This is a genomic window from Streptomyces sp. NPDC003042 (assembly GCF_053591315.1).
The window spans coordinates 61328-76281 of the sequence record NZ_JBSFTP010000004.1; the positions used below are offsets into that span (position 1 = coordinate 61328).

General features: G+C 72.5%; 13 protein-coding genes. 5 read left to right on the forward strand and 8 right to left on the reverse strand.

Annotated features, from left to right (window positions below; genetic code table 11):
• Positions 1-40: 40 nt before the first annotated feature.
• The gene (locus tag ACWDYJ_RS03570) at positions 41-2020 is read right to left on the reverse strand and encodes a heavy metal translocating P-type ATPase (protein ID WP_451563795.1); all 1980 of its coding nucleotides are present in this window, start codon (positions 2018-2020) and stop codon (positions 41-43) included.
• A 95-nt stretch (positions 2021-2115) separates the two neighbouring features.
• Between ACWDYJ_RS03570 and ACWDYJ_RS03575 the strand changes: the two genes are divergently transcribed.
• Positions 2116-2505: an ArsR/SmtB family transcription factor gene (locus ACWDYJ_RS03575; protein WP_451563796.1), complete on the forward strand. Its 390-nt coding sequence runs from the start codon at positions 2116-2118 to the stop codon at positions 2503-2505.
• Between the two features lie 51 nt (positions 2506-2556).
• Here ACWDYJ_RS03575 and rpsN read toward each other — a convergent pair whose 3' ends face one another.
• Both rpsN and rpmB read right to left on the reverse strand, forming a co-directional pair.
• Positions 2557-2862, reverse strand: coding sequence for a 30S ribosomal protein S14 (gene rpsN / locus ACWDYJ_RS03580; protein WP_451563797.1), 306 nt, complete (start codon positions 2860-2862; stop codon positions 2557-2559).
• The gene (gene rpmB, locus ACWDYJ_RS03585) at positions 2862-3098 is read right to left on the reverse strand and encodes a 50S ribosomal protein L28 (protein ID WP_451563798.1); all 237 of its coding nucleotides are present in this window, start codon (positions 3096-3098) and stop codon (positions 2862-2864) included. The genes rpsN and rpmB overlap by 1 nt, the downstream gene beginning before the upstream one ends.
• 156 nt (positions 3099-3254) lie before the next feature.
• On the opposite strand from rpmB, the gene ACWDYJ_RS03590 reads away from it, so the two are divergent.
• Positions 3255-4490 (forward strand): serine hydrolase domain-containing protein, encoded by a 1236-nt coding sequence (locus ACWDYJ_RS03590; RefSeq protein WP_451563799.1) that lies wholly within the window; start codon positions 3255-3257, stop codon positions 4488-4490.
• A 22-nt stretch (positions 4491-4512) separates the two neighbouring features.
• On the opposite strand, the gene ACWDYJ_RS03595 is transcribed toward ACWDYJ_RS03590, so the two are convergent.
• The 3 genes from ACWDYJ_RS03595 to ACWDYJ_RS03605 are packed head-to-tail and all read right to left on the reverse strand — an operon-like array spanning position 4513 to position 8170.
• Positions 4513-5559, reverse strand: a complete 1047-nt coding sequence (locus ACWDYJ_RS03595; RefSeq protein WP_451563800.1) for an ABC transporter ATP-binding protein — start codon at positions 5557-5559, stop codon at positions 4513-4515.
• On the reverse strand, positions 5556-7145 hold the full coding sequence (locus tag ACWDYJ_RS03600) for an ABC transporter permease (RefSeq protein WP_451563801.1): 1590 nt from the start codon (positions 7143-7145) through the stop codon (positions 5556-5558). Before ACWDYJ_RS03600 ends, ACWDYJ_RS03595 begins: the two co-directional genes overlap by 4 nt.
• Before the next feature lie 5 nt (positions 7146-7150).
• Complete coding sequence (locus tag ACWDYJ_RS03605; protein WP_451563802.1) at positions 7151-8170, reverse strand: iron ABC transporter substrate-binding protein; 1020 nt, start codon at positions 8168-8170, stop codon at positions 7151-7153.
• A gap of 214 nt (positions 8171-8384) precedes the next feature.
• On the opposite strand from ACWDYJ_RS03605, the gene ACWDYJ_RS03610 reads away from it, so the two are divergent.
• A complete protein-coding gene (locus ACWDYJ_RS03610) occupies positions 8385-10961 on the forward strand; it encodes an AMP-binding protein (protein WP_451563803.1) in 2577 nt (858 codons plus the stop codon).
• 162 nt (positions 10962-11123) lie between these two features.
• Positions 11124-13187 carry a galactose-binding domain-containing protein gene (locus tag ACWDYJ_RS03615; RefSeq protein ID WP_451563804.1) on the forward strand — a complete coding sequence of 688 codons (2064 nt, stop codon included), beginning with the start codon at positions 11124-11126 and terminating at the stop codon, positions 13185-13187.
• Between the two features lie 4 nt (positions 13188-13191).
• Here the strand turns inward: ACWDYJ_RS03615 and ACWDYJ_RS03620 are convergent, their stop codons facing one another.
• The gene (locus tag ACWDYJ_RS03620) at positions 13192-13680 is read right to left on the reverse strand and encodes a flavin reductase family protein (protein ID WP_451563805.1); all 489 of its coding nucleotides are present in this window, start codon (positions 13678-13680) and stop codon (positions 13192-13194) included.
• Positions 13681-13820: 140 nt separating this feature from the next.
• Here ACWDYJ_RS03620 and ACWDYJ_RS03625 point away from each other — a divergent pair, with 140 nt between their 5' ends.
• Positions 13821-14366, forward strand: coding sequence for a type 1 glutamine amidotransferase domain-containing protein (locus ACWDYJ_RS03625; protein WP_451563806.1), 546 nt, complete (start codon positions 13821-13823; stop codon positions 14364-14366).
• Positions 14367-14405: 39 nt separating this feature from the next.
• Here the strand turns inward: ACWDYJ_RS03625 and ACWDYJ_RS03630 are convergent, their stop codons facing one another.
• The gene (locus ACWDYJ_RS03630) at positions 14406-14903 is read right to left on the reverse strand and encodes a DUF6328 family protein (protein WP_451563807.1); all 498 of its coding nucleotides are present in this window, start codon (positions 14901-14903) and stop codon (positions 14406-14408) included.
• Positions 14904-14954 lie beyond the last annotated feature (51 nt).

The following is a 14954-nucleotide window of genomic DNA, read 5'->3' on the forward strand; positions in this document are numbered from 1 at the left end:
GACGCCGTGCGCTGATCCACCGGGGATTACGGGACAGCCCTTAGCCGGCGGCCGCCCTGTTCCAGGCGGCGTCGCGCAGCAGGCGCAGGCCGTTGAGGCCGACGATGACGGTGGAGCCCTCGTGCCCGAGGACGCCGAGCGGCAGCGGCAGGTGTCCGGCCAGGTCCCAGACGACCAGGACCGAGATGAACGCCCCGGCGATGACCAGGTTCTGCACCACCAGGCAGCGGGCGGCGCGGGAGAGGGCGATCACGGCGGGCACGGTGGCGAGTTCGTCGCGGACGACGACCGCGTCCGCCGTCTCCAGGGCGAGGTCGGAGCCGACGCGGCCCATGGCGATGCCGGTGTGGGCGGCGGCCAGCGCCGGGGCGTCGTTGACCCCGTCGCCGATGACCAGCACCTTGCGCCCGGCCGCCTCCCGCTCGCGGACGGCGGCGACCTTGTCCTCGGGCAGCAGTCCGGCGCGGACGTCGGTGAGGCCGGCCTCGGCGGCCAGCCGGGCGGCGGCGGGCCGGTTGTCGCCGGTCAGCAGCATCGGCGGGGTGCCGGTCAGCGCGTGCAGGGCCTTGACGGTGGCCGCCGCGTCGGGGCGCAGCCGGTCGGCGATGCCCAGTACTCCGGCCGGGACCCCGTCGCGCAGTACGAGGACGGCGGTGCTGCCGCCGGCCTCCAGTTCGCCCACCACCACCAGGGCGTGGGCGCGGACGGGGTCACTGGCGCCCGCCAGCAGCCGGGCCGGGGCTCCTGCCGCGACGGCGTGGCCGCCCACGGTGGCCGTGACGCCGATCCCGGGAGCGGAGGCGAAGTCCTCGGCGGCGGGCAGGCGCAGGCCCCGCGCGTGGGCGGCGTCCACGACGGCGCGCGCCAGGGGGTGTTCGCTGGGGTGCTCGGCGCCGGCGGCGAGGGCGAGCAGGCCGTCCTCGTCGAGGCCGCTGCCGGGGAGCGGCCGGATCGCGGTGACCCGGGGGGTGCCCTCGGTCAGCGTTCCGGTCTTGTCCAGGGCGACCGCGTCGACCTGGCCGAGGCGTTCCATGACGACGGCGGACTTCACGAGGACGCCGTGGCGTCCGGCGTTGGCGATGGCGGACAGCAGGGGCGGCATCGTGGCCAGCACCACCGCGCACGGCGAGGCGACGATCATGAAGGTCATCGCGCGCAGCAGCGATCCCGTCAGGTCCGCGCCGAAGGCGAGCGGGACGAGGAAGACGGCCAGGGTGGCCACGACCATGCCGAGCGAGTACCGCTGTTCGACCTTCTCGATGAACAGCTGGGTGGGGGCCTTGGTCCGGGAGGCCTCTTCCACCATGGCCACGATCCGGGCGATCACCGAGTCGCAGGCGTCGCGTTCGACGGTGACGCGCAGCGAGCCGGTGCCGTTGAGGGTGCCCGCGAAGACCTCGTCACCCCGCCGCTTCGCCACCGGCAGCGGTTCGCCGGTGATGGTGGCCTGGTCGACTTCGCCGGCTCCGTCCAGGACCCGTCCGTCGGCGCCGATCCGCTCGCCGGGCCGTACGAGAACGATGTCGCCGACCACGAGGTCCTCGGTGCTGACGCTCTCCTCACGGCCGTCGGAGGTCAGCCGGTTGGCGGTGGCGGGCGCCAGGTCGAGCAGGCCGCGTACGGCGTCCTGGGTGCGGGCCGTGGCCAGCGCCTCCAGGGCGCCGGAGGTGGCGAAGATGACGATGAGCAGCGCCCCGTCCATCACCTGCCCGATCGAGGCGGCGCCGATCGCGGCGACGATCATCAGCAGGTCCACGTCGAGGGTCTTGTCCCGCAGCGCCATGAGCCCGGCCCGGGCCGGCTCCCAGCCGCCGGTCGCGTAGGCGAGGGCGTACAGCGGTCCCCAGGACCAGGCCGGGGCTCCGGTGAGCTGGAGCGGCAGCGCGATCAGGAACAGCGCGAGGGCCGCCGCGGCCCAGCGTGCCTCCGCCAGCGCGAAGACCCTGGTGCGGCGCGGTGGCGCCGTGGCCGAGCCGGGCCGCGCTGCCCGTTCCGGACGCTGGAGCAGGACGGAAGACATGACGGATCGACCCTTCACGGGCGGCGGACGGCGACGGCACCACCTTACAGGAACATCTGAAGAGGTCTTCAGATGTCGTCAGTAGGATGGTCTCCATGGGTCACGCAGCCGACGGCAAGAACACCACCACCACGCGCGAACGCCTGGACGCCGTGGGGACCGCCGACGTCGCGGCGACCCTTCAGGCCCTGGCGACCCCTTCGCGGCTGTACATCCTCGCCCGCCTCCAGGAAGGTCCGTGCGCGGTCGGCGATCTCGCCGAGGCGGTCGGGATGGAACCGTCCGCCTGCTCGCACCAGTTGCGCCTGCTCCGCAATCTCGGCCTGGTCGCCGGCGAGCGGCAGGGCCGCTCGATCGTGTACTCGCTGTACGACCACCACGTCGCGGAACTCCTCGACCAGGCCCTCTTCCACGTGGAGCACCTGCGCCTGGGGCTCCACGACGCCGTCGGCGCCGAACCGGCACCTTCCACGGCCGCCCGGTAGCGACGCGCGGGCCCGCATCCCGCCGGGCATGCGGGCCCGCGCACACGCCTCCTACCAGGACGACTTGGTGACTCCGGGCAGGAATCCGGCGTGCGCCTGTTCACGCATGCGCACCCGGGACAGGCCGAACCTCCGCAGGTGCCCGCGAGGGCGGCCGTCCACGCTGTCGCGATTGCGCACCCGGGTGGCGCTGGCGTCGCGCGGCTGCCTGCGCAACTCGGCCAGTGCGGCGCGGCGTTCGGCATCCGTCGAGGACGGCCGCCGCACGAGCTCCTTCAACTCGGCGCGCCGGGCCGCGTACCGCTCGACGATCGCCTTGCGCTTCTCGTTCTGGGCGATCTTGCTCTTCTTGGCCATCAGACCTTCACCCCCCGCGCGCGGATCCGCGCCACGGCGGCCTCGATGCCGATGGTGTCGATGGTCTTGATCGCCTTCGCGCTCAGCGTGAGGCGCACGTGGCGCCCCTCGCCCGCCAGCCAGTACCGCTTGCGCTGCACGTTGGGGTCGAAGCGGCGGGAGGTGCGGCGGTGCGAGTGGGAGATGCTGTTGCCGAAACCGGGCTGGGCTCCGGTCAGTTGACAGTGGGCGGACACAGGTCTACCTGCCTCTCTCTGGAAACGAATTCCACTTGATAATGGAAACCATTGTCAGATACTACCGCCCGCGCGACCCCGAACGAGTGGAACCCCAGCGCGGCGAAATGATTCTTCCGCTCTCGTCCCCTTTTGTCCGCCTAGCCTCTGCGCAGCATGAACCGACACCTCGCCCTCCCTGTCGCGCTGCTGGCCGTGATGGCCGCCGTGGCACCCGTGGCCACCGCCCACGCCGCCCCCGTACGCCCCACCGAGCGCGCGCGCACCGCCCCGACGACCCCCGAACCCGACGCCCTGACCCGGGCGCTGCGCCATGCCACCCGCGCCGGAGCGCCGGGCGCCGTGGCCCGCTTCACGGGCCCCGACGGCGTCCGCACCAAGGCGGTGGGCGTGCGCGACCGGACCACCCGCTCGGCGATGAATCCCGAGGCCCGCTTCCGGATCGGCAGCGTCACCAAGACCTTCTCCGCCGTCGTCGTGCTGCAACTGGTGGCCGAACGGCAGATCGGCCTGGACACCTCCGTCAACCGCTACCTGCCCGGCCTGCTGCCCGACGACCGGATCACGGTGCGTCACCTGCTGAACCACCGCAGCGGCCTGGCGGACTACACGGCCACCATGTTCCAGCGGACCGTGCCCGGCTTCGAGGCCGTGCGCCACAGGGTGTTCAGCTACCGGGAGCTGGTGAACCTCTCCCTGCGCGAACCCCGGACGACCCGGCCCGGCGCGGCGTACCGGTACTCGAACACCAACTTCGTCGTCCTCGGCATGCTCATCGAGAAGGCCACCGGAAACCGGGTGGCCACGGAGTACGAGCGCCGCGTCATCAGGCCGCTGGGGCTGCGCAACACCGCCTACGTCCACCCGGGCACCACGGTGAAGGGGCTGCACGCGCGCGGCTACCTGCACCCCGACCAGCCCGGCGCCGCCCTGGTCGACTCCACCGAGCAGACGGCGTCCTGGGCCCAGTCGGCCGGTGCGGTCATCTCGAACCCGGCCGACCTGAACACCTTCATGTCCGCGCTGCTCGGCGGCCGGCTGCTGTCGTCACGGATGCTGGACGCGATGGTGGCCATGAGCCCGACCGACGCCACGAAGACCCGGTTCTACGGCCTCGGCCTGCGCCGCTACGACCTCTCCTGCGGCGCCTCCGTCTACGGGCACACGGGCACGGTGCAGGGCTTCTACACCTACGCCTTCGCCACCCGGGACGGCCGCCGCAGCCTGGCCGCCATGGCGAACACCTCGAACAGGGGCGCGGCGAACACGGCCCTCGGCGGGACGCTCGAAGCGGCGTTCTGCGAGGGCGAAACCGCGCCGTCCGCCCGGCGCGGTTTCGCGCTCACCCCGGCTCCCGCCGAGCGGGACCTGCCGGAGCGCGACACGCGCTGAGCCGCGCCGGGCGGTGGGCCGGTCAGGCGTTGACGGGGTGCAGGGTGGCCTCTCCGGTCACCGTGATGCCGGTGCGCTCGCCGGGGCTCGCCGGGGCCGGGCCCGCGACCCTGACGTCGACCGGTTCGTCCACTCCGTCGAGGTCGACGGTGACCATGGCGTCGTGGCCGTAGTAGCGCACGCGGGTCACCGTGCCCTGGGCCTGCCCCGAGGCGGTGTCGGTCAGCCGCAGCTGCTCGGGGCGGAGCAGGACCAGGCCCTCGCGCAGCCCGGCCGGCTGATCGGCCAGCGGGATGCGGCCGAGCGCGGTGGTCGCGGTGCCCTTCTCGGCGGTTCCCCTGACGAGTACCGCGTCACCGACGAACGCCGCCACCCAGGGGTCGCTGGGGCGGCGGTAGACCTCCTGCGGCGTGGCGCACTGGGCGACGGCGCCCTGACGCACGACGGCGACGAGGTCGGCGCTGGAGAGGGCCTCCTGCTGGTCGTGGGTGACCAGCAGGGCGGTGGCTCCCGTGGCCTGGAGGGCGGCGCGTACGTCGCCTCGCACGCCGGTGCGCAGGGCGCTGTCGAGGGCGTTGAACGGCTCGTCGAGCAGGACCAGTTGCGGCCGCGGTGCCAGGGCGCGGGCGAGGGCGACGCGCTGCTGCTGGCCGCCGGAGAGTTCGTGCGGCATCCGGTCGCCGTAGCCGGCGAGGCCGACGAGTTCCAGCATCTCCTCGACGCGCCGTCGGCGGTCGGAGCCGCTCTGTCCGGTCAGTCCGAAGGCGATGTTGCGGGCCACGCCGAGGTGCGGGAAGAGGGCGCCTTCCTGGGGGACGATGCCGATGCGGCGGCGTTCGGGCGCCAGGTGCGCGCCGGGGCCGGCGAGGGTGCGTCCGCCGAGGGTGAGCGTGCCGGCGTCGGCGCGCAGGAAGCCGGCGATGACGCGCAGCAGGGTGGTCTTGCCGCAGCCCGAGGGCCCGAGGACGGCCATCAGGGTGCCGCCGGGGACGGTGAGGTCGAGTCCGTCGAGCACGGGGGCACCGGCACCGTACGCCTTGGTCAGTCCCTCGATCCGGAGGTCGGTCATGTGCGGTGCCTTCCGAGCAGGTAGGACGGGATCGCGGCCAGCAGGATCAGGGCGGCGGCGTAGGGCGCCGCCGCGGCGAAGGATCCGGTTCCGGTCTCGGTCCACAGACGGGTGGCGAGGGTGTCCATGCCGGTGGGGCGCAGCAGGAGGGTGGCGGGCAGTTCCTTCATGCACACGACGAAGGTCAGTGCGGCTCCGGTGGCGACGCCGGGCGCGGCCAGCGGCACGGTGATCTCGCGCAGGACGCGCAGGGGGCTGCGGCCGAGCGAGCGCGCCACCTCCTCCAGCACCGGCGGGGACTGCAGTACGGCGGCGCGGGTGGCGGCGACCGCCACGGGCAGGAAGAGCACGGCGTACGCGCAGACCAGCAGCGGGAGTTCCTGGTAGAGCGGTTCGGCGTAGCGGACGGCGAAGAAGACGAGGGACAGCGCGACGGTGATGCCGGGGAGGGCGTGTCCGGCGTAGGCGGACTGTTCCAGCAGCCGCGCGGTGCGGCCCCGGTGGCGGGCGGCGATGACGCCGACCGGCAGGGCGAGGAGGGTGGTGAGCGCGGCGCCGGCGGCGGCGACCGCGAGGGTGGTTGCGGCGACATCGAGGAGGGTGGAGGGCTCCCAGGTCGCCGAGTTGCCGACGGCGAGCCAGTACCCGAGGGTGCCCAGCGGGGTGAGGACGGCGCCGGCCGTGACCGCCGCGCACCAGGCCAGTGCCGGTGCCTTCCAGCGGCCGAGCGGTACGGGGAGGGCCGGGCGGGCGCTGCCGGCGCCGGTCCTGGCGTGGCCCGCGCGGCCGCGGGTGCGGGCCTCGGCGGCCACGAGCAGGATCGTGATCACGACCAGGACGACGCTCAGCGCGGCGGCCGGCGTGCGGTCGAAGCTGGCCCGGTAGGAGGTGTAGATGCCGCGGGTGAAGGTGTCGTAGCGCATCAGGGAGACGGCGCCGAAGTCGGAGAACACGTACAGCGCGACGAGTACGGCTCCCCCGGCGGCGGCGGGGCGCAGCTGGGGCAGGGTGACGCGCAGGAAGGTCCGCAGCGGGCCGTGTCCGAGCGAGCGGGCGACCTCCTCGTGGGCCGGATCGGTGCCGCGCAGCGCGGCGGTGACGGGCAGGTAGACGTAGGGGAAGCTCACCAGGGTGAGGGCGAGGGCCGCGCCGGTGAAGCCGGTGAGGCCGGGGAAGGCGGACAGCCAGGCGAACGCGGCGACGTAGCTGGGCACGGCGAGCGGCAGGGTCACCAGGACCGACCAGGCGCGGGCGCCGGGCAGTTCGGTCCGTACGGTGAGCCAGGCCAGGGATATGCCGAGCACCAGACAGGCGGCGACGACGACGGCCGCGAGCATCAGGCTGCGGCCGAGCAGCTCGGCCGTGCGCGCGTCGGCGACGATCTCCCAGGCGAAGGCGGGACCGCGTTCCAGGGAGCGGACGGCGAGGTAGCCGAGGGGCAGAGCTGCGAAGAGGGCGGCGACGGCGGCGGGGATCAGCAGGACGGCGGGCGGGCGGCGCCCGGCACGCGACCGCCCGGCCGGCGCGGTGGCGCCGGTCGGGCGGAGGGCGGGATCCGTGCGCACGACGGGATCCGTGGGGTGCATGGGGGTCAGACCATCCCGGCGTCCTGGAGCATCTTCAGGGTCTCCTGAAGGGATTCGAGCTTGCCCAGGTCGATCTTGGGGGCGTCGAGGGATGTCAGCGGGGGCAGGTCCTTGACGGAGCTGGTCACGCCTCCGGCCAGGGGGTATTCCTTGGTCTCGTCGGCGAAATACTTCTGGGCCTTTTCCGAGAGCAGGAAATCGACGGCCTTTTGTGCCACCGGTGCCTGGCCGCCGGCCTTGACGATGCCGACCCCGGCCGTGTTCACGAGGGCGCCCGGGTCACCGCCCGGCAGGAAATGGATCTTGGAGCGGACTTTGTCCGCGCCCTTTTCCGCGACCTGTTCGTACCAGTAGTAGTGGTTGACGAGGCCGAGCGACACCTCGCCCTTGCCCACGGCCTCGAGCACCTTGAGGTTGTTGTCGTACGCCTTCGGCTCGTTCGCCTTGAGGCCCTTGAGCCAGGTGCGGGTGGCGTCGTCGCCTTCCAGGACGCGCATGCCGGTGACGAAGGCCTGGAAGGAGGCGTTGGTCGGCGCGTAGCCGATCCTGCCCTTCCACTCCGGCTTGACCAGCTCGTGCACGCTGTCGGGCACCTTGGAGACCTGGCCGGGGTGGTACGCGAGGACGCGGACGCGTCCGGAGGTGCCGACCCAGTCGCCCTCGCCACCGCGGAAGGCGGGGTCGACCTTGTCGAGCGACTCCTGGGGCAGCTTCTCCAGCAGCCCCCTGCCGGAGAGGGCGCCGAGGGCGCCGGCGTCCTGGGAGAAGAAGAGACCGGCCTTGGTCCTGTCGCCCTCTTCCTGGATCTGGGCGGCCAGTTCGGCGCTCTCGCCGTAGCGGACGGCGACGGTGGTGCCCACCGCCTTCTCCAGCTCGTCCAGGAGCGGCCCCACGAGCTTCTCGTTGCGGCCGGAGTAGATCACGAGCCCCGCGTCGTCCTCGTCGGCGCCACAGCCGGCGACAGCGGGGAGGAGGAACGCCGCCGCGGCGAGCGCGGTCAGAGTACGGGCCAAGGGGCGTCGCATGTGAAGCCTTCCTGCACGTGCAGCGAGGAACTTTTAACGCCTTATAAGTAAGGTAAAGCTAACCTAAAGGCAAGAGTGACGCACGCAACGTTTCGGCAGCGACCACCGGACGGCGGAGCCGACCCTACAGGTGAAATTCCTGTGGATCTTCAATGGATCAGCTGTGACTTTCCTGTGACTATCCCTTGAGGTAAGGCATTCCTAAGATGCGCTCGTGACAGCCCCTTCCGCCCCACTCCCAGGTACCCGTACCGTCCCGTTCGCCGCGACCCTCGCCGCTCACGGCGACCGCACCGCGGTCCTCACCGCCGACGGACCGGTGACGTACCGCGAGCTGGCCGCGCGCGTGGACGCGACCGCGCGGCGCCTGGGGCGCGAACGCCGCCTGATCCTGCTGTCCGGGGCCAACACCCTCGACGCGCTCGTCGTCCATCTCGCCGCCCTCGCCGCCGGGCACCCCGTCCTGCTGGTCCCCGGCGACCACCCCGAAGCGGTGCGGTCGCTGATCGACGCGTACGACCCGGACGTCGTGGCGTACGCGGAGGACGGCCGGTGGGTGCTCGAGGAGCGCCGCGCCGTCTCGGCGCACACCCTCCACCCCGACCTGGCGCTGCTGCTGAGCACCTCCGGCTCGACCGGCTCACCGAAGCTCGTCCGGCTCTCCCACGAGAACGTCCAGTCCAACGCCGAGTCGATCGCCGCCTACCTGGGCGTGCGGGACACCGACCGCGCCGCCACGACGCTGCCCCTGCACTACTGCTACGGACTCTCCGTCGTCCACAGCCACCTGCTGCGCGGCGCCGGGCTGATCCTCACCGACCTGTCGGTCGCCGACAGCTGCTTCTGGGAGCTGTTCCGGGCCGGGCGCGGTACGACGTTCGCGGGCGTGCCGTACACCTTCGACCTGCTGGACCGGGTCGGATTCGCCTCCATGGACCTGCCCCATCTGCGGTACGTGACCCAGGCCGGCGGACGGCTGGCGCCCGACCGGGTGCGGCGCTACGCCGCCCTGGGGCGCGAGGCCGGCTGGGAGCTGTTCGTGATGTACGGCCAGACGGAGGCGACGGCCCGGATGGCCTACCTTCCCCCGGCGCTCGCCGAGACCCACCCCGAGGCGATCGGAGTCCCCGTGCCGGGCGGCTCCTTCAGGCTCCAGCCGCTGCCGGACCGGCCCGGAGCGGACACCGGCGAGCTGGTCTACGCGGGACCCAACGTCATGTTGGGCTACGCCGACACCCCGCGTGACCTGGGCCTCGGCCGGACCGTCGAGGAGCTGCACACCGGCGACATCGCGCGGCTCACCCCCGAGGGGCTCTACGCGATCGTCGGCCGCCGCAGCCGGTTCGTGAAGATCCTCGGCCTGCGGATCGACCCCGGCCAGATCGAGGCGGTGCTCGCCCGGCACGGCGTCACCGCCCTGTGCGCCGGCGACGACGAAGTCCTCGCCGTCGCCGTCACCGGTCCTCGCGCATCCGACGCCCGGCGGATCCGCCGGCTGGTGACGGCGGCCTGCGCGCTCCCGGCGCACGCGGTACGGGTGCACGTACTGGCCGATCTGCCGCGCCTGGCCACGGGCAAGCCCGACTACCAGGCCGTGCGCGCACTGGGCCGCCGGGCCGCCGAGGCCGACGCACCGCCCCCCGCCCGCGGCGCCGCCCCCGAGGACCTGTGCGCGCTCTACGCGCTGGTCCTCGACCGGCCCCGGCCCGAGGTGACCCGGGACAGCACCTTCGTCGGCCTGGGCGGCGACTCCCTCTCGTACGTCGAGATGTCGCTCCACCTCGAAGAGCGGCTCGGCCACCTGCCGGCCGACTGGCACACCACACCGGTCGGGGAACTCGTGCCGTCCGGGCGGAAGCTCCCCTCACGTGGGCGCGCGCTGGAGAGCGGGGTCGCGCTGCGCGCCATGGCGATCTTCTGCATCGTGGGCTCGCACATCCACGTCTTCGGCATCAAGGGCGGGGCGCATCTGCTGCTCGCCCTCGCGGGCTACAACTTCGCCCGCTTCCACCTGACCTCCTGCGAGCGCGGCGAGCGCGTCCGCCGGGTCTGGACCAGCATCGCCCGGATCGCGCTGCCGAGCATGGCCTGGATAGGCTTCGTCCTGCTGCTCAACGACGACTACACCCTGGCCAACCTCGCGCTGCTCGACAGCGTCCTCGGGCCGCCGGACAGCAAGACAGGCATGCAGTTCTGGTTCGTCGAAGCGCTGCTCTACATCCTGATCGCCGCCGTCGCCCTCCTCGGCCTGCCCGCCGTGGACCGGCTGGAGCGCCGCTTCCCCTACGGCCTGCCCCTGACGATCGCGGCCCTGGGCCTGCTGCCCCGCTACGACCTGCTCGGCCTCCCGGACCGCGCCGAGATCCCGGACGCCGTCACCGTCTTCTGGCTGTTCGCCCTGGGCTGGGCGGCGGCGAAGGCCGTCACCGCGCGCCGGCGGCTGGTCGTCACCGTCGCGGCGCTGGCCACGGTGCCCGGGTTCTTCCCCGGCGACCCGGGGCGGGAGGTCGTCGTCCTCGCCGGATTCGCCCTGCTCGTATGGGTCCCCACCCTGCCCGGCCGGGAACGGATCAACCAGGTGGCCGGCCTCCTGGCGACCAGCTCCCTGTACATCTACCTGACCCACTGGCAGATCTTCCCCCTCATCGAGGGGTTCTCCCGGTACCTCGCGTTCCTCGCCTCCCTCCTGTTCGGCATCGGCTACGCGCTCGGCGTCACCCGCCTGATGCGCGGCCTGCCGCACATACCGCGTCCCGCACGCCTCTTCCCCCACCGCGCCGCACACGGCTGAGCCGGGCCTCCGCCGTCGCGGCTCCTGACGAACCATCAGGTCATCGCTCCCGCACCCTTGACTCCGCTCGCGCCACTCGGGATTCTCATCCCACCGCTTGTACGTGGCATGACAACCGAGGCCGGGATCCGACCGCGCCGTCCGCCGACCAGGACGTGAGTGATGACCTTGACGCGACACCCCCGCCGCGGGCGCAGCCCCCTCGCGGTCCTGTCGTTACTCCTGGCCGTGATGGCCATGGTGCTGGGGCCCGTCCCCAGCTCCGCGGCGGAGCCGGGCTGGTGGACCCCGGTCGCGCGGCCCGCGCCCGACTCCGGGATCAACGTCGTCGGCGAGCCCTTCAAGGGGACCGACTCCCAGGGGAAGGTGCGGGGCTTCGTCGACGCGCACGACCACCTGATGTCCAACGAGGGCTTCGGCGGCCGGCTCATCTGCGGCAAGCCGTTCTCCGAGCTGGGGATCGCCGACGCGCTCAAGGACTGCCCCGAGCACTACCCCGACGGCTCGTTGGCGATCTTCGACTTCATCACCAACGGCGGTGACGGCAGGCACGACCCCGACGGCTGGCCCACCTTCGAGGACTGGCCGGCCCACGACTCGCTGACGCACCAGCAGAACTACTACGCCTGGGTCGAGCGGGCCTGGCGCGGCGGTCAGCGGGTGCTCGTCAACGACCTCGTCACCAACGGCGTGATCTGCTCCGTCTACTTCTTCAAGGACCGCGGCTGCGACGAGATGGCCGCCATCCGGCTGGAGGCGCGGAAGACCTACGACATGCAGGCCTTCGTCGACAAGATGTACGGCGGACCGGGCAAGGGCTGGTTCAGGATCGTCACCGATTCCGGGCAGGCCCGCGAGGTCATCGAGCAGGGCAAGCTGGCCGTCGTGCTGGGGGTCGAGACCTCCGAGCCGTTCGGCTGCAAGCAGATCCTGGACATCGCGCAGTGCGGGCAGGAGGACATCGACCGCGGCCTGGACGAGCTGCACGGGCTGGGCGTGCGCAGCATGTTCCTGTGCCACAAGTTCGACAACGCCCTGTGCGGGGTCCGCTTCGACTCGGGCGCCCTCGGTACGGCGATCAACGTGGGCCAGTTCCTGTCGACGGGCACCTTCTGGAAGACCGAGCGGTGCGCCGGCCCGCAGCACGACAACCCCATCGGCCTCGCGGCGGCGCCGGCGGCGCAGAAGGAACTCCCCGCGGGCGTGTCCGTCCCCTCGTACGCCGCCGACGCCCAGTGCAACACCCGCGGCCTGACCGATCTCGGTGAGTACGCCGTGCGCGGCATGATGAAACGCAGGATGATGCTGGAGATCGACCACATGAGCGTCAAGGCCGCCGGACGGGCCTTCGACATCCTGGAATCCGAGTCGTACGCCGGCGTGATCTCCTCGCACAGCTGGATGGACCTCGACTGGACCGAGCGCGTCTACCGCCTCGGCGGCTTCGTCGCCCAGTACATGGGCGGCGCGGAGGCATTCAGCGCGGAGGCCGAGCGCACGGACGCGCTGCGCGACAAGTACGGCGTCGGCTACGGGTACGGCACCGACATGAACGGCGTGGGCGGCTGGCCGGGCCCGCGGGGAGCGGACACCCCGAACCCGGTGCGCTACCCCTTCCGCAGCACCGACGGCGGGTCGGTCATCGACCGGCAGACCACCGGCGAGCGGACCTGGGACCTCAACACCGACGGCGCCTCGCACTACGGCCTGGTCCCGGACTGGATCGAGGACATCCGGCTCGTCGGCGGCCAGGACGTGGTGGACGACCTCTTCAAGGGCGCCGAGTCCTACCTCACCACCTGGGGCGCCTCCGAGAAGCACAAGGCCGGGGTGAACCTGGCCGCGGGCGCGCCCTCCTCGGCCTCTTCGACGGAGTGGAACCCCTTCGCGAGCTACGCGCCCGGCCGGGCCGTGGACGGGGACCGGGGCTCGCGCTGGGCCAGCGACTGGAGCGACGACCAGTGGCTGAGCATCGACCTCGGGGCCTCCACCCTGGTCAAGCGGGTCACCCTCGACTGGGAGCGCGCGTTCGGGAAGTCGTACCGCGTCGAGCTCTCCGCCGACGGCGCGAACTGGCGGTCCGCATGGTCGACCACCACCGGTGACGGCGGCCTGGACACGGCGCGGTTCACCGGCACCCCCGCCCGTTACGTACGCGTCCACGGGCTGGCGCGCGGCACCCAGTGGGGCTACTCGCTCCACGAGGTCGGCGTCTACAGCAGCTGAGGCCTCAGGCCGGATGTCCGGGCTCCAGGTCCCGGACATCGCTGTAGCGCAGCAGTGCGGGGGGCGGGCCGTCGGAGGGACGGCACTGCCTCGCGGGCGCCAGCAGGAAGCCCACGTGGTCGCCGCCCTCGATCCGCCCCTCGATCCGGCCGGTGAACCAGGTGCGGACCGCCGTCAGCACGGGACTGCCCGCCTCCCCCGGCTGCCAGCCGGTACGGGCGAACTTGTCCACGCGGTCCCCCGTCTCGCCGCCGAAGAGCTCCGCGAGTTCCCGCTGCTCACGCAGGAGCAGGTGCACGGTGACATGGGACGCCTCACAGGCGACCCGGTAGGTGTGGTTGGCCGTGGACAGCCAGACGACGAACCGCGGCGGGTGGATCGAGCACTGCGAGGCGAACCCCACCAGGCAGCCCGCCCGCGCGTCCCCGGCCGCGGCCGTGACCACGTACATGGGGCCGTCGAGTACACCGGTGAAGGCGTCCAGCTCCGTCACGTCGGGCTCCTCGTGATCCGTCGGTCCAGCGGGCGGGTACCCCCCGCACATCGGCCGCGGCCGGGCCGCGCTTGAGCGGCGTACGGCCGGGCAGGCGCCGAGGGCAGGCAAGACGACCCCGGCCGGAGGATGTGAGCACGATGCGCATCGCCTTTCTGGCGGCGCCCCAGGGCGTCGAGGAGATCGAACTCACGGAGCCCTGGAAGGCCGCCCTGAAAGCCGGCTGGGACCCCCAGCTGGTGTCGACGAAGCCGGGGCAGGTACGCGCGTTCCGTCATTTCGACAAGGCGGGCGGCTACCCGGTCGACCACGTACTCGGCGATGACCCGCCAGGGGACTTCGACGCGCTCGTCCTGCCCGGCGGGGTGGCCAGTCCCGACGCCCTGCGGATGAACGAGCGGGCCGTCGGCTTCACCCGGAGCTTCTTCGACGCCGGAAAGCCGGTCGCGGCCATCTGCCACGCCCCCTGGATGCTGGTCGAGGCCGACGTCGTACGGGGGCGCACGCTGACCTCCTGGCCCAGTCTGGCGACCGACATCCGCAACGCGGGCGGCACGTGGGTCGACGAGGAGGCGCACGTCTGCCACGCGGCGCCCGCCACGCTGATCACCAGTCGCAAGCCCGGCGACCTGGAGGCGTTCTGCTCGGCGTTCGTCGAGGAGTTCGTCACGGTGTTCGGCGACTGACCGGCGCGTGACCGGCGGCCGCCGTCGTCATCCGTACGGTCAGTCCTTGGTGGTGTGGCGGGAGCGCGCCCACAGGGGCAGGCCGAACCAGCACGCCAGGAACCACACCAAGACGCCGGCCACCAGCCAGGGGACGAAGGCGTCGTGGGTGGCCACCCGCAGGACGAGGAAGAGGGCCGCCACGAGCGTCGCGAGCAGCAGGACGATGCCGGCGAAGGTGAGCCGGGAGGCCCACACGACGGTCTGGGGCTTCATCCGGCGGCCCGTCACGATGCGGTGGAAGGCGACCGGGGCGATGAGCGCGCCGGTCGCGAGGGACCCGAGGACGATGGTGACGACGTAGATCGTCTTGTCGGTCCGCGACAGTACCTGGAAGTGCTGGGTGAAGACGACGGTCAGCAGGAAGCCGAAGAGGATCTGCACACCCGTCTGGGCCACCCGGATCTCCTGGACCAGCTCCTCCCACTGCCGGTCGGCCCGCTCCTCCGCCGTCTCGTGCCTGCCGTGGTCCTGCCTGCCGTGGTCCGGCTCTCGCATCTCGCTCCTCCGTGTGCGTGGCACCCGTGGCCGACCCTCTCATGCGCCGGC